The sequence below is a fragment of the Pseudomonas sp. KCJK8993 genome (genome assembly GCF_046230915.1).
Lineage (GTDB): Bacteria > Pseudomonadota > Gammaproteobacteria > Pseudomonadales > Pseudomonadaceae > Aquipseudomonas > Aquipseudomonas piscis.
Map to the genome: position 1 here is coordinate 35,681 of NZ_JBJJLO010000011.1, position 24,384 is coordinate 60,064.

The 24,384-nt window shown below is 64.2% G+C and carries 21 protein-coding genes; 15 read left to right on the plus strand and 6 right to left on the minus strand.

Annotation, left to right across the window (positions count from 1 at the left end; translation table 11 throughout):
• Positions 1-6 precede the first annotated feature (6 nt).
• A complete protein-coding gene (locus ACK6AU_RS05965; RefSeq protein WP_185698249.1) occupies positions 7-723 on the minus strand; it encodes an LrgB family protein in 717 nt (238 codons plus the stop codon).
• Complete coding sequence (locus tag ACK6AU_RS05970) at positions 720-1,082, minus strand: CidA/LrgA family protein (protein ID WP_409298240.1); 363 nt, start codon at positions 1,080-1,082, stop codon at positions 720-722. The genes ACK6AU_RS05965 and ACK6AU_RS05970 overlap by 4 nt, the downstream gene beginning before the upstream one ends.
• A gap of 178 nt (positions 1,083-1,260) precedes the next feature.
• On the opposite strand from ACK6AU_RS05970, the gene ACK6AU_RS05975 reads away from it, so the two are divergent.
• The 3 genes from ACK6AU_RS05975 to ACK6AU_RS05985 all read left to right on the plus strand — a co-directional run bounded on the left by ACK6AU_RS05975 (position 1,261) and on the right by ACK6AU_RS05985 (position 4,208).
• Entirely contained in the window at positions 1,261-1,716 is a 456-nt protein-coding gene (locus ACK6AU_RS05975) for a MaoC family dehydratase (protein WP_185698247.1), read from the plus strand.
• A 102-nt stretch (positions 1,717-1,818) separates the two neighbouring features.
• Positions 1,819-3,537: a C13 family peptidase gene (locus ACK6AU_RS05980; protein ID WP_409298242.1), complete on the plus strand. Its 1,719-nt coding sequence runs from the start codon at positions 1,819-1,821 to the stop codon at positions 3,535-3,537.
• 29 nt (positions 3,538-3,566) lie between these two features.
• Entirely contained in the window at positions 3,567-4,208 is a 642-nt protein-coding gene (locus tag ACK6AU_RS05985) for an oxidoreductase (RefSeq protein WP_185698245.1), read from the plus strand.
• 7 nt (positions 4,209-4,215) lie between these two features.
• Here the strand turns inward: ACK6AU_RS05985 and ACK6AU_RS05990 are convergent, their stop codons facing one another.
• From ACK6AU_RS05990 to ACK6AU_RS06005, 4 genes are all read right to left on the minus strand, one after another.
• Positions 4,216-4,503 carry a YceK/YidQ family lipoprotein gene (locus ACK6AU_RS05990; protein WP_185698244.1) on the minus strand — a complete coding sequence of 96 codons (288 nt, stop codon included), beginning with the start codon at positions 4,501-4,503 and terminating at the stop codon, positions 4,216-4,218.
• Positions 4,496-5,128 (minus strand): flavin prenyltransferase UbiX, encoded by a 633-nt coding sequence (gene ubiX / locus ACK6AU_RS05995; protein WP_022641219.1) that lies wholly within the window; start codon positions 5,126-5,128, stop codon positions 4,496-4,498. Before ubiX ends, ACK6AU_RS05990 begins: the two co-directional genes overlap by 8 nt.
• Positions 5,125-6,474 (minus strand): UDP-N-acetylmuramate:L-alanyl-gamma-D-glutamyl-meso-diaminopimelate ligase, encoded by a 1,350-nt coding sequence (gene mpl, locus ACK6AU_RS06000; RefSeq protein ID WP_185698243.1) that lies wholly within the window; start codon positions 6,472-6,474, stop codon positions 5,125-5,127. The genes ubiX and mpl overlap by 4 nt, the downstream gene beginning before the upstream one ends.
• Positions 6,475-6,592: 118 nt before the next feature.
• Complete coding sequence (locus ACK6AU_RS06005; RefSeq protein WP_185698242.1) at positions 6,593-8,515, minus strand: sigma-54-dependent Fis family transcriptional regulator; 1,923 nt, start codon at positions 8,513-8,515, stop codon at positions 6,593-6,595.
• 382 nt (positions 8,516-8,897) lie between these two features.
• Between ACK6AU_RS06005 and ACK6AU_RS06010 the strand changes: the two genes are divergently transcribed.
• From ACK6AU_RS06010 to ACK6AU_RS06065, 12 genes are all read left to right on the plus strand, one after another.
• Positions 8,898-10,418 (plus strand): aldehyde dehydrogenase family protein, encoded by a 1,521-nt coding sequence (locus ACK6AU_RS06010; RefSeq protein WP_409298246.1) that lies wholly within the window; start codon positions 8,898-8,900, stop codon positions 10,416-10,418.
• Positions 10,419-10,613: 195 nt separating this feature from the next.
• Positions 10,614-11,894, plus strand: coding sequence for an ethanolamine utilization protein EutH (eutH, locus tag ACK6AU_RS06015; protein WP_185698240.1), 1,281 nt, complete (start codon positions 10,614-10,616; stop codon positions 11,892-11,894).
• A 25-nt stretch (positions 11,895-11,919) separates the two neighbouring features.
• A complete protein-coding gene (locus ACK6AU_RS06020) occupies positions 11,920-13,356 on the plus strand; it encodes an ethanolamine ammonia-lyase reactivating factor EutA (RefSeq protein ID WP_409298248.1) in 1,437 nt (478 codons plus the stop codon).
• A gap of 28 nt (positions 13,357-13,384) precedes the next feature.
• Positions 13,385-15,580 carry an ethanolamine ammonia-lyase gene (locus ACK6AU_RS06025; protein ID WP_185698238.1) on the plus strand — a complete coding sequence of 732 codons (2,196 nt, stop codon included), beginning with the start codon at positions 13,385-13,387 and terminating at the stop codon, positions 15,578-15,580.
• A gap of 51 nt (positions 15,581-15,631) precedes the next feature.
• Entirely contained in the window at positions 15,632-17,026 is a 1,395-nt protein-coding gene (locus tag ACK6AU_RS06030; RefSeq protein WP_185698237.1) for an ethanolamine ammonia-lyase subunit EutB, read from the plus strand.
• Positions 17,027-17,037: 11 nt separating this feature from the next.
• Positions 17,038-17,862 carry an ethanolamine ammonia-lyase subunit EutC gene (gene eutC, locus ACK6AU_RS06035; protein ID WP_022641228.1) on the plus strand — a complete coding sequence of 275 codons (825 nt, stop codon included), beginning with the start codon at positions 17,038-17,040 and terminating at the stop codon, positions 17,860-17,862.
• Positions 17,863-17,968: 106 nt separating this feature from the next.
• Positions 17,969-18,427, plus strand: coding sequence for an N-acetyltransferase (locus tag ACK6AU_RS06040; RefSeq protein WP_185698236.1), 459 nt, complete (start codon positions 17,969-17,971; stop codon positions 18,425-18,427).
• Between the two features lie 389 nt (positions 18,428-18,816).
• Positions 18,817-19,473 carry a DedA family protein gene (locus ACK6AU_RS06045; protein ID WP_185698235.1) on the plus strand — a complete coding sequence of 219 codons (657 nt, stop codon included), beginning with the start codon at positions 18,817-18,819 and terminating at the stop codon, positions 19,471-19,473.
• A gap of 5 nt (positions 19,474-19,478) precedes the next feature.
• Positions 19,479-20,291, plus strand: coding sequence for a zinc-dependent peptidase (locus tag ACK6AU_RS06050; RefSeq protein WP_409298251.1), 813 nt, complete (start codon positions 19,479-19,481; stop codon positions 20,289-20,291).
• Positions 20,292-20,462: 171 nt separating this feature from the next.
• Entirely contained in the window at positions 20,463-20,990 is a 528-nt protein-coding gene (gene ppa / locus ACK6AU_RS06055) for an inorganic diphosphatase (RefSeq protein ID WP_022641232.1), read from the plus strand.
• A gap of 517 nt (positions 20,991-21,507) precedes the next feature.
• Positions 21,508-22,962, plus strand: coding sequence for a sulfate adenylyltransferase subunit CysD (gene cysD / locus ACK6AU_RS06060; RefSeq protein ID WP_409298254.1), 1,455 nt, complete (start codon positions 21,508-21,510; stop codon positions 22,960-22,962).
• On the plus strand, positions 22,962-24,383 hold the full coding sequence (locus ACK6AU_RS06065; protein ID WP_409298256.1) for an FAD/NAD(P)-binding protein: 1,422 nt from the start codon (positions 22,962-22,964) through the stop codon (positions 24,381-24,383). Before cysD ends, ACK6AU_RS06065 begins: the two co-directional genes overlap by 1 nt.
• The last annotated feature ends 1 nt before the right edge of the window (position 24,384 follow it).

A 24,384-nucleotide genomic window follows, 5' to 3' on the forward strand; every position in this document is an offset into this window, starting at 1 on the left:
CCATCCTCAAACCAGCAACGACACCGCCAGCGGCAGCAAGACCGCCGTGGCCACGCCCATCAGACTCATCGCCAGCGCCGCGAAGGCGCCACATTCCTCGCTTTCCTGCAAGGCCACCGAAGTGCCCACCGCATGGGCCGTCATGCCCAGGGCCATGCCTCGCGCCTCGGGCGCCCTGACTCCCAGACGATCCAGCAGCGCCGGGCCGAAGATCGCCCCCAGCACCCCGGTGATCAGCACGAATACCGCCGCCAGCGCCGCCACCCCGCCGATCTGCTCGGCCACCAGCATGGCGATCGGTGATGTCACCGACTTGGGCGCCATGGTCATGAGGATCATGTGCTCGGCCCCGAACCACCAGCCCAGCAACAGTCCCAGGCCGGTGGCCAGGACCCCGCCCAACACCAGCGTAGTAAAGATCGGCCAGAACAACTGGCGGATGCGCCGCAGGTTGAGATACAGCGGCACCGCCAGGGCCACGGTGGCCGGCCCCAGCAGGATGCTCAGGATCTCGGTGCTCTTGCGATACTCGGTGTAGCTCAAGCCACAACCGAGCAATACTCCGATCACCAGCAGCATCGATACCAGCACCGGTTGCAGGAATATCCAGCGGGTCTTCTCGAAGGCCGCCAGCACCAGTTGATAGGCCCCCAGGGTGATGCCGATGCCGAACAGCGGATGGTGGATCACCGCCGCCCAGGCCCCCTGCCAATCGAAGGTCATTGGCCTTCCTCCCGGCGCGCCTGGCGCTTGACCAGGCGCTGCATCAGCACACCGGCGAAGGCCATGGACAGCACCAGCGACAGCACCAACGCCCCGGCGATGGCCCAGAAGTCCGCGGCGATATCCCGGGCATAGACCATCACCCCAACGGCGGGCGGCACCAGCAGCAGCGGCAGGTAGCGCAGCAGGCTGCCGGCGGCCTGACTCAACGGCTCGCCCACCTCACCACGAACGACCAGGAATACCAGGAGCAGCAACAGGCCGATGATCGGGCCGGGAAGCACGGGCAGCAGCAAGTGATTGAGCGCTGTCCCGAGCAGTTGGAACAGCACCAGCCATGTCAAACCCCGTAGCAACATACTGCCTCTCCAGCCAGATCCTGTGGCGCATTATAAGCACGCAGGCGCTATGAACCGGCATTCGCCAAAAGCATGGACGTTTACCCGGGCCGGATCGCCATGATGATCTACAGTGGAGATTCTGGATCGAAACACACCCTATCGATCACTAAAACTGTTGAAACCAAGGAGAGTGTCAATGCCCTATGTTCCTGCTGCAGAGCTCAAGGACTATGTTGGGAAGGAACTGGGACGTTCCGCATGGCTCACCATCGACCAGGAGCGTATCAACCTGTTTGCCGAGGCCACCGGTGACTTCCAGTTCATCCATGTGGACCCGGTCAAGGCCGCACAAACCCCGTTCGGCGGTACCATCGCCCATGGCTTCCTGACCCTGTCGCTGATCCCCAAGCTGATGGAAGACATCCTGGTGCTGCCCAAGGGCCTGAAGATGGCGGTCAACTACGGCCTGGACAGCGTGCGTTTCATCCAGCCGGTGGCGGTCGGCTCCCAGGTGCGGCTCAAGGTCGACCTGACCGACGTCACCGAGAAAAAACCCGGCCAATGGTTGCTCAAGGTCACCGCCACCCTGGAGATCGACGGCCAGGAAAAACCCGCCTACATCGCCGAGCCCCTGTCGCTCTGCTTCGTCTGATACCCCTCGATGCGAAACAGCTCACGCTGTTTCGCTCGGTCTCTCTATATACAAGGCACACCGCTACGGCATACTCGGACCCCTAATCATCCGGAACCCGTTATGCGCCCACTTGTCCCCCTGGTCATGATCCTCCTGCTCAGCGCTTGCGGTGACGGCGAATCGCTGTTGCCGCCCGATGCCCGCCTACCGGATGGCGGTCGCTACCGGGGCGACCTGGTGGATGGCCTGCTGCAGGGCCAGGGGCGCATCGACTATCCCAACGGCAGCTGGTACGCCGGCCAGTTCGACAAGGGCCAATGGCACGGCCAGGGTGAATGGCACGGCAGCAATGGCGAGGTCTATCGGGGCCAGTTCCAACAGGGGCTGTTCCATGGCCAGGGCACCCTGACCACCAAGGACAGCAGCTACAGCGGCGGCTTCAAGCTGGGGCGCCGGGATGGCGAAGGCACCCTCAAGGAAGACGGCATGACCTACCGGGGCGAGTTCAAGGCCGACCTGTACTCGGGCCTGGGCCGCCTGGAGCTCGAGGACGGCAGCCAATACCAGGGGCAGTTCGCCAAGGGCAAGCCCAATGGCGAGGGCCAGCGCAGCGACTCCAGCGGCAACCAGTTCAGCGGCCACTTCGTCGATGGCCAACTGGAGGGCAATGGCACCTTCAACAGCGCCGAGGGCGATATCTACGTCGGCGGCTTCAAGCACAATCAGCTCAACGGCAAGGGACGCTACGAAAACTCCGATGGCGATGTCTGGATCGGCCAGTTCAAGGAGGGCGCCCTGGGTGGCAAGGGCGAGCTGATCGGCGCCGATGGCAGCCATTACATCGGCACCTTCAGCGATTGGCGTTTCAGCGGCGAAGGTCGCCTGAACCTCACCGACGGCAGCTTCTACATCGGTGGCTTCGACAGCGACAACTACCAGGGCCGCGGGGTACTGGTACTGCGGGACGGCAGCGTGCAAAGCGGGACCTGGAACAACGGCCTGCGAGTTCGCGACGCCGAGGGCAAGCTGCTCCCCGACCCGCTTGAAGGCGCCCTGCTGGCCCAGGGCCACTTGCTCCAGGAGGCCCTCGATGCCGTGCCCGCCTCCACCCCGGCTATCGAGCTCTACAGCCTGACGCTCGCCGGCGACGGCAAGCAAAGCGTATTCCTGCGCGAGGCCGACTACGTCAGCAACATGCTTGCCAGCCGCTTCGGTGCCCTGGGCCAGGTTCGCCTGGTCAACCACCGCGACCAGATGATGACCCGCCCCATGGCTACCCGGGAAAACCTGCGCCGCGCCGCCCGGACCCTGGCCGAACGCAGCGGCCCCGAGGACCTGGTGTTCATCTACCTCACCAGCCATGGCACCAGCGAACATGAACTGGTCCTGGACCAACCACGCCTGGAGCTGGCGGACCTGCCTGCCGACGAACTGGCCAACGCCCTGGCACCGTTGAAGAATCGCGACAAGATCGTCGTCATCTCGGCTTGCTATTCCGGTGGCTTCATTCCGGCCCTCAAGGATGAACGAACCCTGGTCATGACCGCCTCCCGGGCCGACCGGGTGTCCTTCGGCTGTTCCGAGGAAGCCGACTTCACCTACTTCGGCGATGCGCTGTTCGCCCAGGCCCTGAACCAGACCGACGATCTGGAGCACGCCTTCCTGCTGGCCAAGGCAACCGTGGCCGAACGTGAGCAGGCCGAGAACTTCGATCCCTCCGAACCACAGATCTGGGCCCCCAAGGGAGTTCTCGCCCACTGGCAACAACTGCGCAAGCAGCAAGCACGAAAGGCGCTGCAAAGTGTCTCTATCAGCAGCAAGGAAGCACAGAGCAACTAAGCTGAAACCAGTATCTAGGGGAAATGAATATGTACTTGACGCCTCAGCGCATTCTGCTGGCCGGCGCTTCTGGCCTGACCGGGGAACAACTGCTCGATCGCCTGCTCAGCGAACCCACCATCACCCGTGTCCTGGCCCCCAGCAGGCGTCCACTGAGCATGCACCCACGCCTGGAAAACCCGGTGGGCGAGCTTCCCGAACTCCTGCCGCAACTGGTCGGCAAGGTGGAGATCGCTTTTTGCTGCCTGGGCACCACCATCAAGCGCGCCGGTTCCGAGGCGGCCTTCCGCGCCGTCGACCTGGACCTGGTGCTGGCGTTTGGCGAGCGCGCCCTGGAAATGGGCGCACGGCACCTGGTCGTGGTCAGCGCCCTGGGCGCCGATCCCAAGTCATCGATCTTCTACAACCGGGTCAAGGGCGAGATGGAAGAAGCCCTCAAGCGCCAGGGCTGGCCACAACTGACCATCTGCCGACCTTCCCTATTGCTCGGAGACCGGGTCGAACCACGCCTGGGCGAACAACTGGCCGGTCCGCTGTCGCGACTGATCCCCGGCAAGTACCACGGCATCGAGGCCTGCCAGCTGGCCCGGGCCATGTGGCGCCTAGCCCTGGAAGAACAAAGCGGCACCCGGGTCGTGGAGTCCGACGAACTGCGAAAACTGGGTAAATGACCTCGCGCTACAAACCGCCCGTGGCACGAAACCCCACCCCCAGCGCCGTCAGTGCCGACAACGGCAGCAACAGGGTATCGAGCAAGGCGCTGGCCGGCAGGTCCAGCCCCGGATAACCGGGCGCCTGGGCGCCGAAGCGATCCACCGGGCAGCATCCCCCCTGCATTGCATACAGGTCCAGGCGCGTTCCGGCGTAAACCACCGGCGCCCCGGGCTTCGCCGCGTCCAGGGTGCGGGCCGTGGCGCAGCCGCCCAACTGCAGGGCGGCCAGCAACAGCAGCAGGGCTTTACTCATCGCTGCTCAAGTGATGTTCGCCCCAGCGGGGCAGCATGTCCTGGGGAATATTCAGCAGGTTGAGAATCCGCGCCACGACGAAATCCACCAGGTCATCGATGGTCTGCGGCTGGTGATAGAAGCCCGGCGACGCCGGCAGGATGGTCACGCCCAGGTTCGACAGCTTGAGCATGTGCTCCAGGTGAATACTGGAGTACGGCGCCTCGCGCGGCACCAGGATCAATTGCCGACGCTCCTTGAGGGTAACGTCCGCAGCCCGTTCGATCAGGTTGTTGCAGGCCCCGGTGGCAATCGCCGACAAGGTGCCTGTAGAACAAGGCACCACCACCATCGCCGCGGGCGAGCCGGAGCCAGAGGCCACCGGCGACATCCAGTCTTCCTTGCCGTAGACCCGGATCTGCCCCGCCGCCGCCCCTGTGTATTCGGTGAGGAAGGCCTGCATCAATTGCGGCTTGGCCGGCAAGGTCACGTCGGTCTCGGTGGCCATCACCAACTGCGCGGCCTTGGAGATCAGGAAATGCACTTCCCGGTCCTCGCGGACCAGGCAGTCGAGCAGGCGCAGGCCATATTGGGCGCCGGACGCCCCGGTCATGGCCAGGGTGATGCGTTCCGGGCCGTTGTTCATTGCAGCGCCTCGGCCAGCTTGCCGTGCAGGCCGCCGAAGCCGCCGTTGCTCATGATCACCACCTGGGTCCCGGGCTTGGCCTGGCTCTTCACTCGCTCGATGATGCCGTCCAGCGAATCGCTGACGATCGACGGGACCGTGCACTGGGCCGCGGTGGCCGCCAGGTCCCAGCCCAGGTTGGGCGGCGCGTACCAGATCACCTGGTCGGCCTGGTTGACGCTTTCCGGCAGGCCGTCACGGTGGGCACCGAGCTTCATGGAGTTGGAGCGCGGCTCGATGATGGCGATCACCGGCGCCTCGCCGACACGCTTGCGCAGGCCGTCCAGGGTGGTGGCGATGGCGGTCGGGTGGTGGGCGAAGTCATCGTAGATGCTCACCCCTTGCACCTCGGCGACTTTCTCCATGCGCCGCTTCACACTCTTGAAGGCACTCAGCGCGGCGATGCCCATGGCCGGCACCACGCCCACATGACGGGCCGCGGCCAGGGTCGCCAAGGCGTTGGCGACGTTGTGTTGGCCCGTCAGTTGCCACTCCACTACGCCCTGGCTCACCCCCTCGAACAGCACTTCAAAGGCCGAGCCATCTTCACTGAGCAGCTTGACCTGCCACTGGCCACCGGCGCCGGTGGTCTGCACCGGCGTCCAGCAGCCCATCTCGATCACTCGCTGCAAGGCGGGCTCGGTGGTGGGGTGGATCACCAGGCCTTCGCTGGGGATAGTCCGCACCAGATGGTGGAACTGCCGCTCGATGGCCGCCAGGTCCGGGAAGATATCCGCATGGTCGAATTCGAGGTTGTTGAGGATCGCGGTGCGCGGACGGTAATGGACGAATTTCGAGCGCTTGTCGAAGAAAGCGCTGTCGTACTCATCGGCCTCGATCACGAAGAACGGCGTGCCGCCCAGGCGCGCCGAAACCGCGAAGTTCTGCGGCACGCCGCCGATCAAAAAGCCCGGGCTCATCCCGGCATGCTCCAGCACCCAGGCCAGCATGCTGCTGGTGGTGGTCTTGCCATGGGTACCGGCCACCGCCAGGACCCAACGCCCTTGCAGCACATGGTCCGCCAGCCATTGCGGGCCGGACACATAGGGCAAGCCCTTGTTCAACACATATTCCACCGCCGGGTTGCCCCGGGACATGGCGTTGCCGATCACCACCAGGTCCGGCGCCGGGTCCAGCTGGGCCGGGTCATAACCCTGGGTCAGCTCGATGCCCTGGGCTTGCAGCTGGGTGCTCATCGGCGGATAGACGTTGGCGTCGGAGCCGGTGACGTGGTGGCCGAGCTCTTTGGCCAGAACCGCCATCGACCCCATGAAAGTGCCGCAGATACCGAGAATATGGATGTGCATAGTCGACCTCATAAAACATCGGCGCAGGGTAGCCTAGAGGGCTGCAAATCGCACCCTTTAGCTGACGGGGAGATGCCGCCGCGGCCTGGGCCACGGCGGGCGATGGACGTGCCTGGGCTCAGCGCGAAATGCCGTGCTTGCGCAGCTTGCGATACAAGGTGTTGCGACTGACCCCCAACTGCTCGGCGGTATGGGTCATGTGCCAGCGCTGCTGCTCCAGGGCCGCCAGCAGCGCCTGGCGCTCGGCGTCGTCCAGGGGGCGCTCCGGCTGCGCCTCGAGCGCTTCGCTTGCCGGGGCCGGGCGGCTGCCCTGGCGAATCATCGCCGGCAAGTCGTCGATGCCGATCCGACCGTCTTCGCACAAAGCCGCCAGGGTCCGCAGCACATTGCGCAGCTGCCGCACGTTGCCCGGCCAGGAATAGCCCAACAGCGCCTGGCGTGCAGCCTCGTCCAGGCCCACCGGCTGCGTGCCCGCCTCCTCGGCCAGGAGAAAGTCCAGCAGTTGGGATTTGTCGCTGCGCTCACGCAAAGCCGGCAGGGCAATCTCCAGGCCATTGAGCCGGTAGTACAAGTCTTCGCGGAAGCTGCCATCGCGCACCCGCTCCTGCAGGTCGCGGTGAGTGGCACTGATGATGCGCACGTTGACCGGTTGCGGCTCGCCGCCGATGGGCACCACCAGCCGATCCTCCAGGACCCGCAGCAAGCGGGTCTGCAAGGCCAGGGGCATGTCGCCGATCTCGTCCAGGAACAGGGTGCCGCCGTCGGCCTGCTGCAGCTTGCCGCGCATGCCTTCCTTGCGCGCCCCGGTGAAGCTGCCGCCGCGGTAGCCGAACAGTTCGCTCTCGATCAGGCTTTCCGGGATCGCCGCGCAGTTGAGGGCGACAAAGGCCTTGTCCGCCCGGACGCTGCCCTGGTGCACGGCCTTGGCGAACGCCTCCTTGCCGGAGCCGGTCTCGCCATTGATCAGCAGCGGCACATCACGCTCGAACACCCGCGAAGCCCGGCGAAAATCGTTCTGCAGGCCGGCGTCCCCCAGGCAGATCCCCGGGGCGCGGGGCTGGAGCACTTCCAGCGGCGCGCGCAACAAGGGTGGCGTGACGGGCTGCGGGACACCGCGCAACAAGGCGAACAACCGCCGCCCATCCCGGGTGCGCAATGGCCAGCTGGCGCTGGCATTGAGGCTGGCACGACCGAACAGCTCGTCCAGGGAACAATCGAAAAAACTCTCCACGGGCTTGCCCAGCAGACCACCGCGAATATGCCCCAGCAGGTTCAGGGCGCTCTGGTTCACCGCGCAAATCCGCCCTTCGCCGTCGAACGCCAGCAGCCCCTCGCTGAACAGCCCCACCGACTCGGCCTGCAAATGAAAGCGCAGCAACCATTGGTTTTCGAAGTAACGCAGGAAGTAACAACTCTCGATCATCTTCGCCGAGAGGTTGACCATGGCCATGGTGTGGAACTGGCTCTGGCGGGAAACATCCTGGCGGGCCGAAGACACGTCCAGTACCGCCAGCAATTCGCCATGGGGGTCGAACACCGGGCTGGCGGAGCAGGTCAGGCCGGTGTGCCGGCCACGGAAATGCTCGTCCTGGTGGATGGTCAGCGACTGGCGCTCGACCAGGCAGGTACCGATGCCATTGGTACCCTCGCGGGCCTCGCTCCAGTCGGCGCCGAGCCACAGGCCGGCATGCTCGAAGATCTTGCGCTCGCTGGGAGCGGTGATGCAGTTGAGGATGACCCCGCGGGCATCGGTCAGCAGCACCGCGTGACCGGCGCCGGACAACTGTTGGTGCAGGTTGGCCATTTCGGTGCCGGCGATCTGCAGCACGTCGCGCAGGCGTTCGCGACTCTCCAGCAAACGACCGTGCTCGAGCACCGTCGGCGCCATGGCCAGGGCCGGGTCGAGGTGATAGTCCTCCAGGCAGCGCAGCCAGGAACGGGCAATGGAAGGATCGCTGCCAGGTCCCTGCAGATGAGCCTTGCCCCGCGCGACCGTCAGCACTTGCTGGGCATGGCGGGTCAGATGATTGCTGCTGTGCATTTCTTATTGTTCTCCTGCTGTGCTGTCACGCGCGGGCGCCATCCTGTGGCCGCCGAAGTCCGGGAATCGCTCCCCGCCGACGAAAGCTCCGAGGATTCAGCGGATTGGTCCGACAGGATTCGACACGCGAATCAGCATCCTCCAGCCGTGGCCGCATTGCAACGTCGGCTTGACCCATAAGTCACAGGTTGTGCCATCAAGGTTACAAAATGTCACTCGATACTGCGCCAGATTTGCCACAGTCCGGGCCCAGGGGCTGCGACCTGCTGTCACAAGGCCTTGATTCACCTGGCATGGGGCACACTGGCCCGGGCTTTGCTCTACGCTTGCCATGCGCTACAGCGCGTCCTCCCCCATAAGCATAAAAGCCAGGAGATACCCCATGCGTTACGCACACCCCGGTACTGAAGGCGCTATCGTTTCGTTCAAGAGCAAGTACGGCAACTACATCAACGGCGAATTCGTCGCGCCCATCAAAGGCCAGTACTTCACCAACACCTCGCCGGTGAACGGCAAGCCGATCGCCGAATTCCCGCGTTCCACTGCCGAAGACATCGAAAAAGCCCTGGACGCCGCCCATGCCGCCGCCGATGCCTGGGGCGCGACCTCGGTCCAGGCCCGTTCGCTGATCCTGCTGAAGATCGCCGACCGCATCGAGCAGAACCTCGAACTGCTGGCCATCACCGAAACCTGGGACAACGGCAAGGCCGTACGCGAGACCCTGAACGCCGACATCCCCCTGGCCGCCGACCATTTCCGCTACTTCGCTGGCTGCCTGCGGGCCCAGGAAGGCAGCGCCGCCGAGATCGACGGCAACACCGTGGCCTACCACATCCATGAACCGCTGGGCGTGGTCGGCCAGATCATCCCGTGGAACTTCCCGATCCTGATGGCCGCCTGGAAACTGGCCCCGGCCCTGGCCGCCGGCAACTGCGTGGTGCTCAAGCCCGCCGAGCAGACCCCGCTGGGCATCACCGTGCTCATGGAACTGATCGGCGACCTGCTGCCAAAAGGCGTACTCAACGTGGTGCAAGGTTTCGGTCGCGAAGCCGGCGAGGCCCTGGCCACCAGCAAGCGCATCGCCAAGATCGCCTTCACCGGCTCGACCCCGGTGGGCTCGCACATCATGAAATGCGCCGCCGAGAACATCATCCCGTCCACCGTGGAACTGGGCGGCAAGTCGCCGAACATCTTCTTCGAAGACATCATGCAGGCCGAGCCCAAGTTCATCGAAAAGGCCGCCGAAGGCCTGGTGCTGGCGTTCTTCAACCAGGGCGAGGTCTGCACCTGCCCATCCCGCGCCCTGGTGCAGGAGTCGATCTACGACGAATTCATGCAGGCGGTGATGAAGAAGATCGAGCAGATCAAGCGTGGCGACCCGCTGGACACCGACACCATGGTCGGCGCCCAGGCTTCCGAACAGCAGTTCGACAAGATCCTGTCCTACCTGGACATCGCCAAGAACGAAGGTGCGCAACTGCTCACCGGCGGCAAGGTGGAGAAACTCGAAGGCGACCTGGCAACCGGCTACTACATCCAGCCGACCCTGCTCAAGGGCACCAACAAGATGCGCGTATTCCAGGAAGAAATCTTCGGCCCAGTGGTGAGCATCACCACCTTCAAGGACGAAGCCGAAGCCCTGGCGATCGCCAACGACACCGAGTTCGGCCTCGGGGCCGGGGTCTGGACCCGCGACATCAACCGCGCCTACCGCATGGGCCGTGGGATCAAGGCCGGTCGCGTGTGGACCAACTGCTACCACCTGTACCCGGCGCACGCCGCGTTCGGTGGCTACAAGAAATCCGGCGTGGGCCGCGAGACCCACAAGATGATGCTCGACCACTACCAGCAGACCAAGAACCTGCTGGTGAGCTACGACATCAATCCGCTGGGCTTCTTCTGATCGACCCTCCCGGCGGCCCCACGGTCGCCGGGAGGTTTTTCGCGGCCCTGCCGCACCTCTATACCTTCGTGGTCCGGTGCCACTGGCTTGCCGGACGGGACGCTGCTGTCGGAAGTTCTGAGTCAACGACCTCGCGCGCACAGCCCCGGGCTCGAACAAGAGCCTTGAAAAACAATAAGACTAGGGAGCAAAGCAATGGACCAGATCGGCAACTACGTGCTCTACCTCATCATGCTCTGCGCCGTGCTCGGCGCCCTCGCTGCCATCTATGACAGCGATCGCGGGCTGGGCAAGGAGTTCATGGAAGGCATCCACGCCACGGGCTACATCTTCGTGCCGGCGGCGGGGATCATGGCTTCCATCCCCTATCTCACCGTATTGATCGAATCGGTCTTCGGGCCCTTCTTCGAATCCCTGGGCGCCGACCCGGCCTTGGCGGCGACCATGATCATCGCCTCGGACATGGGCGGCTACCACCTGGCCTCGGCCCTGGCGGCCAGCAAGGAAGCGCTGGTGATGGCGTTGATCACCGGCTTCATGGGCGGCGCCACCATCGTCTTCTCGATCCCCATGGGCCTGGCGATGCTCGACAAGCGCGACCACAAGTACATGGCCCTGGGGATCATGTCCGGCATCCTGACCATCCCGGTCGGGGTGATGGTGGCCAGCCTGATCCTGGCCTTCAGCAACCCGATGGTCCGTGAGCTGGTCAGCACCAACTCCGAGGCCAGCTACCAACTGGCCCTGGCCGTGGGTGGCCTGTTCGCCAACCTGCTGCCGATCCTGATCTTCGTCGTGGCCCTGGCCCTGGGCCTGCGTTTCCTGCCGGACCTGATGATCAAGGGCTTCATCATCTTCGGCCGGACCCTGGACGCAGTGATCAAGCTGGTGCTGGTGGCGTCGATCGTCCAGCACTTCACCGGCGTGTTCACCACGGTCTTCGGCAACTGGGGCTTCCACCCGATCATCGCCGACGCCGAGGACCAGACCCGCGCCCTGGAAACCGCCGGCTACATCGGCATCATGCTGGCCGGGGCCTTCCCCATGGTCTACCTGCTGCGCAAATACCTGGGCAAGCCCCTGGAGAGCCTGGGCGGCAAGGTCGGCCTGAGCGCCGTGGGCAGCGCCGGCATGCTGGCCACCATCGCCAACATCCTGGCGATGTTCCGCCTGGTGCGCTACATGCCGCCAAAGGACAAGGTGGTCAACATCGCCTTCGGTGTCTGCGCGGCCTTCCTGCTGGGCGACCATTTGTCCTTCACCGCCAACTTCCAGCCGACCATCATCCTGCCGGTGCTGATCGGCAAGCTCAGCGCCGGTTTCGTCGCCGTGGGCCTGGCCTACTGGCTGTCGGTGCCCAAGGCCCTGCAACTGGAAGCCCAGGACCGTGCGGCCGGGATCATCGCCGAGGGCGAGTACCTGGGCGATAGCGTGCAGGAAGCGCCAGTAGGGCCCGGGCAAAAGGCCACAGCCTGAGCCCGGCACGACAAGGAACGCCTGCATGCCAGCCATCACGGGCGGCGCACCGGTGTTGCTGCTGGGGCTGGACTTCGGCTCCACCACCAGCAGCGCGCTGATCGCCCAGGCCAGCCTCAGCAGCCAGTGCGTCACCGGACGCATGGCCCTCAATGAACCCCGCGTACTGTTTCGCGGCGACCCGGTGTTCACGCCGTTCAAGGACGACATCATCGACACCGGGGCCATCGGCGACTTGATCGAAGGCTGGCTGGAACAGGCCGGAGTCCGCCCGCAACAGCTGTTTGCCGGCGGGGTGATCATCACCGGCCTGGCTGCCCGGCGACACAATGCCCAGGCCCTGGCGCAACAGGTGGGACAGCGGCTCGGCAACGTCCTGGTGACCCGGGCCGACGACGGCGGCCTGGAATCCTGGCTGGCCTTCATGGGCAGCTGTTCGGCCCTGAGCCGCTTCCATCGCCAGCAGCCCCTGCTCAACCTGGATATCGGCGGCGGTACCAGCAATGCCGCCTGGGGCCTGGATGGCAACGTCCTGGCCAGTGGCTGCCATTTCATCGGGGCCCGGCACCTGCAATTCGAACCCGGCAGCTATCGGCTCAGGGAAATCTCGGCGTACGGCCGGGCCCTGCTCCAGCACCTGGGCATCGCCAGGGAGCCCGGCCAGGAGCTCATGCCTCCGGAGCGGGACGCCGTCCTCGCCTGGTACATCGCAGCGTTGCTGGCGATCGCCGAGGGCGACCGGGCGTTCTTCGCCAGTCCGCTGGGCCGGCTGGTCGAGCAGTTGCCGCTGCTTTTACCCCAAGGCCATGCCAGTGCCGCGCTGACGTTTTCCGGTGGCGTCGGCGAGTTGCTCTATCGCCACCTGCAAGGCGAAACGCTACCCGGCACCACCTTCTATGGCGACCTGGGCATCGACCTGGCCCTGGCCATCGCTCGCCAGCCCCGGCTGGTGGGGGATGCCAACCGGCTGCTGCCGGAAAACCGCGGGCGGGCCACGGTCTATGGCCTGACCCTGCACAACACCGAGATTTCCGGCAGCACCCTGTTCTTGCCACGACCACAGGCGCTACCGCTCAAGGACCTGCCCATCGTCGCGCGCCTGCCCATCGACGCCAGCGAGCGCCAACTGCGCGACGCCCTGGGCCTGGCCCTGGGCAGTCGCGACGGTGCCTGCCTGCAATTGCTCGATGGCGGCCAGGCTCCCCGGTTGGAGCAGGTCCGCCAACTGGGCACGCGCCTGGCCCAGGCCCTGCAAGCGGCGACCCCGGCACCGCAGTGGCCACTGGTGCTGCTATTGGAAAGCAACATCGGCAAGGTCCTGGGCAACTACGCCACGGACTGGGGGCGCAGTGCCTGCAACCTGATCGTCATCGACGAGGTACGCGAGCGCTCGGCGCACTTCATCAACCTGGGAAAACCCCATCAGCACATCGTGCCCGTCGCCTTCTACGGCGTGCACTGAGGCGATGCGAACCAAGGAGAGTCCTGCCATGCCACTCACCGAACTCCAGCACATCCGCCTGCCCGAGGTGCCCGCAGAGCGCAGCTACGGCACCCGGGTCCTGGATCGCGAAATCCGCTTCGCCAATCTCAAGGCGGTACTCGGCGCCGCCGACATCAGCAAGGCCGGGGACCGCGTGGCCGGCCTGGCGGCGGCCGACGAAATCACTCGCGAAGCGGCCCGCAAGGTGCTCTCGGAATTGACCCTGGGCCACTACTTCGAGCATCCCCTGACCGACCGCCATGGCCGTATCGACAGCGTCATGCAGGTCAACTACGACATCGACCACCAGGTGTTCGCCGAGATATCCGGGCTGACCCTGGGCGCCCTCAAGGACCGCCTGTTGCGTAGCCATGGCACGCAGATCCGCCGCATCGGCACGGGCCTGACCGGGGTGATGGTCGCCGCCCTGGCCAAGCTGCTGGACGTGCACGAGCTGATCCTGCTGTCCAAGAAGCTCAAGAGCGGTGCGGCCGCCAAGGCCCGGACCCTGGTGGGCCTGCCCGGCACCCTGTCGTCGCGCTTGCAGCCCAACCACCCCACCGACAACCTCAGCGGCATCACCCTGCTGGTGTACACCGGGCTGAGCATGGGTTCGGGCGACGCGCTGATCGGCCTCAACCCGGCCATCGACACCGTGGACAACATCCGCGCCACCCTGTGCCACCTGGACAAGCTGCGCCGGGAAACCGGGGCACCCACGCAGATCTGCGTGCTGTCGCACATCAAGACCCAACTGGCCTGCCTGGACCAGGGCGCGCCGGTGGAAATCATGTTCCAGAGCCTGGCGGGCACCGAGCGCACCCTGACCGACGAGTTCGACGTCACCGTGCAACTGCTCGACCAGGCCTGGCAGGCCATGGCCGAGCGTGGCCCGCTGAGGGACGTGGCGGAAAACTTCATGTACTTCGAGACCGGCCAGGGCAGCGAGCTGACCTATGGCAAGCACGAAGGCATCGACATGACCACCTGCGAGGCGCTGTGCTACGGCCTGGCCCGGCGCTACCGGCCGTACATGGTCAACAACGTCACCGGTTTCATCGGCCCGGAAACCCACCTCGACAACTTCGAGATGACCTACGCCTGCCTGCAGGACCAGTTCATGGGCAAGCTGCTGGGGCTGCCCATGGGCATGGCGCCCTGCTACACCCTGCACTCCCAGGTGACCCTGGAAGGCCAGCAGATGGCCACCGAGCTGCTGACCGCGGCCGGCGCCAACTTCTTCATGGACGTGTACCTGAGCACCGATCGCATGCTGGCCTACTTCGATACCAGCGCCCACGACAACCAGACCCTGCGCGAAGTCCACGACCTGGCGCCGGCTCCGGAGTACCTGCGCTGGGCCCTGGGCAAGGGGATCTTCCAGGAGGATGCCCATGGCAACGTCGAGCGCGGGCCGAACTGGGGCAACCCGCGGATCTTCTGCGAGTCGGACATCGACTTCCAGCGCCTGCTGGAGTCCACCCCGGCCACCTACGGTTTCGACAATGCCGGGCCGCGCCCGGCCAACACGGTCTCGCGCATCGTGCGGGCCAACCTGGCGGTGGCCCGGGAGGCGATCTACGTCGACCTGCGCCCGGCCGAGATCGGCGAGATTCCCCTGCGCGAGCTGCGCACCGCCGCCCCGGACAAGCTGGCCCACCTGCAAGACCCGGAACTGGGGGCACGCCTGACCGAAGAGGTACTGCGCCAACTGCAGCCGGAATACAACGACGTGCAGATCGTGATTTCCGATGGCCTCAGCGCCGAGGCCATCCACCACAACATTCCCGAGCTGCTCCCGGTGCTGATGGACGGCCTGCGCAGCCGCCAGCTGCGTATCGGCCAACCGATCCTCGCGCCTTACGGCCGGGTCAAGCTGGCGGAGTCGGTGGGCGAGGCGCTGCAACCGCAGCTGATCATCGTCCTGATCGGCGAACGTCCCGGCGGCGATGCCCTGGCCTCGCGCAGCATGTCCGCCTACCTGGGCTATCGCCTGCCGGACGACCAGGCCCGGCGCGCGGCGGCGCAGTTCAGCGGCAACCCGGGTATCGGCTACGAATACACCGTGATCTCGAACATCTACAGCGGCGGCCTGCCGCCGCTGGAAGGCGGCAGCCTGGTGGCGGAAAAGGCCTTTGCCATCCTCCAGCACCGGGCTGCCGGCAACCGTCTGGAAAACCTGCTGAAGAAGGTGGCATCCTGATGATCCGCCAGCATTCGGCAACGCCCCTACATCGTTGAAACGGAGACTGAGATGGCCCAATTTTCCCACAGCGTAGGTTCTCAGACCTATCGCTTCGATAGCCTCAAGGAAGTCATGGCCAAGGCCAGCCCCGCCCGTTCCGGGGACTTCCTGGCCGGGGTCGCCGCCCTCAACGACGGCGAGCGGGTGGCCGCCCAGATGACCCTGGCGGACATCCCCCTCAAGCACTTCCTCGAAGAGGTGCTGATTCCCTACGAATCCGACGAAGTCACCCGGCTGATCATCGACAGCCACGACAAGGCGGCCTTCGCCCCGGTCAGCCACCTGACCGTCGGCGGCTTCCGCGACTGGCTGCTCAGCGACGCCGCCGACGAGCAGAGCCTGCGCGACCTGGCCCCGGGCCTGACCCCGGAAATGGCCGCCGCGGTATCGAAGATCATGCGCCTGCAAGACCTGGTGCTGGTGGCGCAGAAGATCCGCGTGGTGACCCAGTTCCGCGGCACCCTGGGCCTGCGCGGGCGCCTGTCCACCCGCCTGCAGCCCAACCACCCCACCGACGAGCCGGCCGGCATCGCCGCGAGCATTCTCGACGGCCTGCTGTACGGCAACGGCGACGCCATGATCGGCATCAACCCGGCCACCGACAGCATCGCCTCGATCTGCGCCATGCTGGAGATGCTCGACGCCATCATCCAGCGCTACGAGATTCCCACCCAGGCCTGCGTGCTGACCCACGTCACCACTTCCATCGAGGCGATCAACCGTGGCGTGCCCCTGGACCTGGTGTTCCAGTCGATCGCCGGCACCGAGGCGGCCAACGCCAGCTTCGGCATCAACCTCAACATCCTCAAGGAAGGCTACGAAGCAGGGCTGAGCCTGAACCGCGGCACCCTGGGGCAGAACCTGATGTACTTCGAGACCGGCCAGGGCAGCGCGCTGTCGGCCAACGCCCACTTCGGCGTCGACCAGCAGACCTGCGAAACCCGCGCCTACGCCGTGGCGCGGCACTTCAAGCCGTTCCTGGTCAACACCGTGGTCGGCTTCATCGGGCCGGAGTACCTGTACAACGGCAAGCAGATCATCCGCGCCGGCCTGGAGGATCATTTCTGCGGCAAGCTGCTGGGCGTGCCCATGGGTTGCGACATCTGCTACACCAACCACGCCGAAGCCGACCAGGACGACATGGACAACCTGCTGACCCTGCTGGGGGTGGCCGGGATCAACTTCATCATGGGCATCCCGGGGTCCGACGACATCATGCTCAACTACCAGACCACCTCCTTCCACGACGCCCTCTACGCCCGCCAGACCCTGGGCCTGAAGCCCGCGCCCGAATTCGAGCAGTGGCTGGCACGGACCGGGATCTTCACCCAGGCCGACGGCAAGGTGCATTTCGGCAACAACCTGCCACCGGCCTTCCGCCAGGCACTGGCCCAGTTGGGATAAGGAACAGGCTCATGCAAAAACACCCGAGCGACTCGCAAAACCCCTGGCTGGAACTGCGCCGCCTGACCCCGGCGCGCATCGCCCTGGGCCGCACCGGCACCAGCCTGCCCACTGGCGCCCAGCTGGATTTCCAGTTCGCCCATGCCCAGGCCCGGGATGCCGTGCACCTGCCGTTCGACCATGCCGGACTCAGCGCCCAGCTGGCCGAGCGGGGCCGCGACAGCCTGCTGCTGCACAGCGCCGCCACCGATCGCCACAGCTACCTGCAACGCCCTGACCTGGGGCGCCGGCTCAGCGACGAGTCGGCCCAGGCCCTGCGCGAATATGCCCAGGCCCACCCCGGCGGGGTCGACCTGGCGGTCGTGGTGGCCGATGGCTTGTCGGCGCTGGCCGTGCATCGCCATACCCTGCCGTTCCTGGCGCGCATGGAAGAACAGACCGCCGCCGAAGGCTGGTCGCTGTCGCCGGTGATCCTGGTGGAACAGGGCCGGGTGGCGGTGGCCGACGAAATCGGCCAACTGCTGGGCGCCAAGATGACGGTCATCCTGATCGGCGAGCGTCCGGGACTCAGCTCTCCCGACAGTCTGGGGCTATATTTCACCTACCAGCCGAAGGTCGGGCTCACCGATGCCTACCGCAACTGCATCTCCAACGTACGCCTGGAGGGCCTGAGCTACGGCATGGCCGCCCATCGGCTGCTGTACCTGATGCGCGAAGCCTGCCGCCGGCAATTGTCGGGGGTGAACCTCAAGGACGAGGCGCAGGTCCAGACCCTGGACAGCGACTCGCCCGCGGACATGAAGGGCAACTTCCTCCTGGGCCCGCCCCAAGTGTGATTTTGCAAGACGATTGCGCTTTTTAACCGCTTTGGGCAGCATCGCAACGCGGCTGCCCGAGTTCTCCAACCTGTGCCGTCACATCCACTTGAAGTTGAGAGCCATCATGCGGATTACTCAAGCAACCCTCGAGCACCTGGATCTGTTGACCCCGCTATTCGTCAAGTACCGCGAGTTCTATGGCGCCCTGCCTTACCCGGACTCTTCCCGGGCGTTCCTGGAAAAGCGCCTGCGGCGCAAGGAGTCGGTGATCTACCTGGCCCTGGCCGATGACGACAGCAGCAAGTTGCTGGGCTTCTGCCAGCTCTATCCGAGCTTCTCGTCCCTGTCCCTCAAGCGTGTGTGGATCCTCAATGACATCTATGTCGCCGAGGATGCCCGCCGCCAACTGGTGGCCGACAACCTGATGCGCACTGCGAAGAAGATGGCCAAGGAAACCCATGCCGTGCGTATGCGGGTTTCCACCAGCAGCGACAACGAAGTGGCGCGCAAGACCTATGAATCCATGGGATTTCGTGAGGACACGGAGTTCAAGAACTACATCCTGCCCATAAGCGAAGACTGAGAGCGGCCCGGGCCTGATGCCAGTCAGTCAAGCGAGGTGATCCTCCGAGGGAGCAGCCGGTCGACGCTCGATTGCTCGCGAGGCTCGTTAACGGTAGCGCGTGTCGACTGGATAAACGCAGCGCTCTGAAGCCCTCACGGACAAGCCTCGCTTCTACCCTTTCCTTAACTGATTGGCATGAGTCTCCGGTCCCAGACCGCGGAATCTGTCAGCGTGCCGACAGGTTGCGGATCGACATGTGCCGCTACAATCTGAACACGCATTTCACCCGTCAGCCTTTATAATGCCGTCCTTTCTGGCCCCTCAGAAAAATCTCACACCCTCATAGCCCCTTTTCTCAAAGCAACCGCACAGGCCCGCCGAGCCGGGCCGTCACCACAGGTGCCTCAATGGATTTCAACCCGATCGACCTAATCCTCCATCTCGACGTCTATCTCGACATGTTGGTGACCAACTACGGGCCCTGGATCTACGCCATCCTGTTCCTGGTGATATTCTGCGAGACCGGCCTGGTGGTGACCCCCTTCCTGCCGGGGGATTCGCTGCTGTTCATCGCCGGCGCGGTGGCGGCTGGCGGCGGCATGGACCCGGTGCTTCTGGGGGGATTGCTGATGCTCGCGGCGATCCTGGGCGATAGCACCAACTATGTGATCGGACGAACGGCTGGAGAACGCTTGTTCAGCAACCCCGACTCGAAGATCTTCCGCCGCGACTATCTGCAGAAAACCCATGATTTCTATGAGAAGCACGGTGGCAAGACCGTGACCCTGGCGCGCTTCCTGCCCATCATCCGGACTTTTGCGCCTTTCGTGGCCGGCGTGGCGAGAATGCCCTACCCGCGTTTCTTCGCCTTCAGCGTGGCGGGCACCATCCTCTGGGTCGGTGGCCTGGTGACCCTGGGCTACTTCTTCGGCAACGTGCCGTTCATCAAGAAGAACCTGTCGCTGCTGGTGGTAGCGATCATTCTCCTGTCCCTGGTGCCGATGATCATCGGCGTGCTGCGCAGCCGCTTCGGGCGTAACGCTGAAAAAGCCGGGAGCCGCTGAGCGGCATGTGGTCCTTGAGTGCCTGGCGCCGTAAACGCCGCCTGGCCAGGCATCCGGTCAGCGACCAGACCTGGCAGCAGGTACGCCAGCAATTGCCCTTCCTCGACGGCATCAGCGCCGCCGAGAACCAGTGGCTGCGCGAAGCCAGCGTGCTGTTCCTGGACGACAAGCACCTGACGGCCCTGCCGGGAGTCGAGTTGCCCCAGGAACAGCGCCTGTTGCTGGCCGCCCAGGCGCAGTTGCCATTGCTGCACCTGGGCGACCTGAACTGGTACCAGGGTTTCCACGAAATCATCCTCTATCCCGACGACTTCAAGAGCCCCCAGCGCCATCGCGATGCCAGTGGCATCGAGCACGAGTGGGACGGCGAACACAGCGGCGAAGCCTGGCAACAGGGGCCGGTCATCCTGGCTTGGCCCGGGGTCCTGGCCAGCGGCGGCTGGGAGGCCTACAACCTGGTGATCCACGAGCTGGCCCACAAGCTGGACATGCTCAACGGCGACGCCAACGGCCTGCCACCGCTGCACGGGGACATGCGAGTCAGCGACTGGGCCCAGGTCATGCAGGCCGCCTACGACGATCTCAATCGCCAGCTGGACGAGGCCCCGGACACCGAGACGGCCATCGATCCCTACGCCGCGGAAAACCCGGCGGAATTCTTCGCGGTGACCAGCGAGTATTTCTTCAGCGCTCCGGATTTGCTGGTAGCGGCCTATCCGCAGGTCTATGAACAGCTACGGTTGTTCTACCGGCAAGATCCACTGGCGAGGTTGCAGCAACTTCAGGCCCACGATCCGCTCTATCAAGCGCAGCACTAATGCCTTGCCGGGCAGTGACGTCATTCATCCGAAGGCGCTGCGACAGGCCATGCCAGGCTCGCCTGCAAGGCGCCGCGACCAAGGTTCTACGACCCTCGGTACGTGGCATCGATAGCGGAGTGTGTCTATAATCGGCGCCACTTTTTGGTCAATCAACGGGGGCAACGCCCAATGAGCTACAGCAAGATTCCAGCGGGTAAGGACCTGCCGAACGACATCTACGTCGCGATCGAAATCCCGGCCAACCACGCGCCGATCAAATACGAAATCGACAAAGACAGCGACTGCCTGTTCGTTGACCGTTTCATGGCCACCCCGATGTTCTACCCGGCCAACTACGGTTTCATCCCCAACACCCTGGCCGACGACGGCGACCCCCTGGACGTGCTGGTCGTGACTCCCTATCCGGTCGCCCCGGGTTCGGTGATCCGCGCTCGTCCGGTCGGCATCCTGAACATGACCGACGATGGCGGCGGCGACGCCAAGGTGATCGCCGTTCCTCACGACAAGCTGTCCCAGCTGTACGTCGACGTGAAGGAATACACCGACCTGCCAGCGCTGCTGCTGGAGCAGATCAAGCACTTCTTCGAGAACTACAAGGATCTGGAGAAAGGCAAGTGGGTGAAGATCGATGGCTGGGGCAACGCTGACGCCGCCCGCGCCGAGATCCAGAAGTCGGTTGCCGCCTACAAGGGCTAAGAAGCGGCTATAAGCTTCGAGCGACACGCTTCAAGAAAAGCCCCGAGAGATCGGGGTTTTTTCATGGGTAACAGGAACCTGGCTGGCAGGCCGCACTCTTGCGTAGCCTGGGTCCCAGGGAGGATTATTTTTCTGTTTCAGGCCTCTGGCTCGCGCTTTACGCTGGGAATTCCAGATGAATATGCGTATGCTGCGCCCCACCTTTGCGCATCGGCCCTCATGGCCAGATCGCCCGACGAAGCGGATGACTCTCCCGCCAGTCCCACAGCCAGCCGCAAGAGCTGGGTGTCCATTTTGCAGGCTGGTGCGGTTTACCAAAAATAAGCCAAGCCAGTCCCCGAGAAGCCGGCCACAAGCCGGCTTTTTAATGCCTGAAAAACCTCACTCCGACTCCCCACCGAACAAGTACTTCTCCAACCCACCATGGAACGAGTACGTTCTGTCGCATATTGCTTTACACGAAAAAAAATCTGCTTAAATCTAATAGCAAGGAAATAGACACAGGCAAAAAATCAGAATGACGCAAATTGCGACAGAAGCTCTGCCTGAATTGATGGGCCTGGACAGCATGCGAGTCTGGGACACCGAGTTGGCCTTCGCCCACCTGAAGAGCCTGGGCGAGGCAGACACCAAGCGCACCGCAGAACGCCGCCTGCATAGCCTCCACCTGCTGCCCGAGTCTTTATCGGAGCACGATCTGCGTGATGAGCATGATCGCCCAGCGAACCCGCTGGTACTGGCATGGGCCATCCACCAGGCCCGCAGACGCCGTGATCGCGTACTGTTCGGCCAGATCGACAGTTTCGCCAACGGACGGCCCGTGCTGCATGTCAACGACGCCCGTGGCGCACGCTTTTGGATACCGTTGCCCGGAACAGGTAGCGAGGCCATCCACCAGGCCCTCGATGCCCTGCAGCATCACGTCGACAAACCCATCGCCTTCTTCCCCCATGGCGCACTGGTCGGCGCGACCCGGGCGATGGCCAGCACTCAGAACGTCCAGTTCTGCCTACCTGCCTATCAAGGAGTGCTCTCACCGAAGCAGCACAACGATGAGCGCAGTGCGGAGCTTGTCCACGCGCCATGGCTCAAACGCCTGGAAGCCGAGAGCATCTACATCATCCGCGAAGCCGTGGCCGAGGCGAAGAACCCAGTGTTGCTGTACTCCGCCGGCAAGGACAGCGATGTCATGCTGCATCTGGTACGCAAGGCATTCTATCCATCGACACCACCGCTGCCCTTGCTGCACATCGATACCCTCTGGAAATTCCAGGAGCTGTATCTGTTCCGGGATTCCGTCGCCCGAGAGAGCGGCATGGAACTCTTGGTGTACACCAATCCCCAAGCGCTCGAGAAACACATCAATCCGTTCGACCATGGCTCGGCCCTGCATACCCAGATCACCAAGACCGAAGGCCTGAAACGAGCCCTGGATCACTATCGATTCGATGTAGTGCTGGGCGGCGCCAGACGCGACGAAGAAAAGTCACGAGCCAAAGAACGCATATTCTCGCCACGCCCGGCTTCCCACCAGTGGGATCCTCAGGGCCAGCGCCCCGAGTTATGGAATCTCTACAACAGCCGCAAGGCCTCCGGCACGAGCATCCGGGTGTTTCCGCTGTCTAACTGGACCGAATTGGATATCTGGCGGTACATCCATCAAGAGAACATCGATGTTGCCCCCTTGTACTTCGCCAAACCACGCCCCGTGGTGATGCGCCCGGAGATGATCATGGTGGTCGATGATGGGCGCTGTCGCCTGCTACCGGACGAAAAGATCCAGATCAGGACAGTGCGCTTTCGCTCCTTGGGCTGCTATCCGCTCACCGGCGCCCTGGAGTCGGATGCCGAAACACCACAAGCGATTATTCGGGAACTCATGCATAGCTACCGGTCCGAACGGCACGCCCGGATAATCGATACCGACAGCCCCGGCTCCATGGAACAGAAAAAACGTGAGGGTTACTTCTGATGACTGACGACTCGACGCCCATATTGATCATCGGCGGCGGATTCAGCGGCACGCTGACAGCTATCCACTTGCTGCGCACCACTACCGGACAAGCCGCCTCCATCACACTGCTCGACCCAGCGGCTGTGCCGGGCCGTGGCCTTGCCTATCGGGGCAATGATGACAACCTGTTGTTGAACGTACCTGCCGGCAACATGAGTGCATTTGCCGACGATCCCTCGCACTTCGTGGAGTTCTGCCAGCAAATCGACCCCTCGTTCAACGTCGGCAGCTTCGTCTCCCGCCGCCTCTATGGACGCTACCTGCAGCTCAATCTGCAACGGGCCATGGCCGCCAACCCCGGCCGACTGAGGCTTGCGCAGGACCAGGCCCATGCGGTACACAGTCGACCTGGCAAGGATGGCTTCACGGTCACGCTGGCCTCCGGCCGCCTCCTGGCTGCGCAACACGTGGTCCTGGCCCTTGGGCACCAGGTACCGGGCTTTCCATTACCCTTGCCGCCCAAGGAGCTCGAGAAGGTGATCGAGCCCTGGGACTTCCAGCGCATGAGCCAACTGCCCGGGGATGCGCCCGTCCTGATCCTGGGTACCGGCCACACTGCCGTGGATGCGTTATTCCAACTGACTCAGCAAGCCCGGCCACGCAGGATCTGGATGCTTTCCCGACATGGCTTGCTGCCCCACGCTCACCGGCTCAACCCCGTGCCCCCTGCCACCAGCCAGTACCCGACCTACCTCGGTGAAGCACCGCTACGCGTACGTACCCTGCTGCGGGAACTGCGCAAGGAAATAGCTCGGAAGGCGTTGGCAGGCTGCGATTGGCGCGACGTGCTCAACCAGCTCCGTCCTCATACACCACGCCTGTGGCAAGCCATGCCCCTGGTCGAACGCCAGCGCTTCCTGCGCCATGGCATGGCCTTCTGGGACATCCACCGTCATCGCCTGGCACCACTCTCGGCAGATCGCCTGCAAGCGCTGAAAGAGAGCGACGAAGTTCAGGTCCTGGGTGGGCGCCTCACAAATATGCGGGCCACTAGCCGCGGAATGCTACAAGTGCAGTTCAGGCCTCGCTGCCAGCCTCGGGAACAATCCCTGGAGGTCGCCGCGATCATCAACTGCACCGGCCCGCGGATGTCCATTGGCTCTCATTCCAGCCCCCTGCTACAGCAACTGGCCCGGGATGGACTGCTGGTCCCCGACCCCAACAAACTGGGCGTGCTGATCGATGATCACTATCAACCGACCTGTTCCAGCGGCCAGGCTACCCCAGGGCTGTGGTACGTCGGCCCGATGCTCAAAGCGCAGCATTGGGAAGCCATTGCGGTGCCGGAACTTCGGGGGCATACACAACGACTCGCACAACACCTAGCCAGGCAACTGGCGATCTACCCTGTGCTCCCGACTCAAGCTGAGCTCGCCTGAT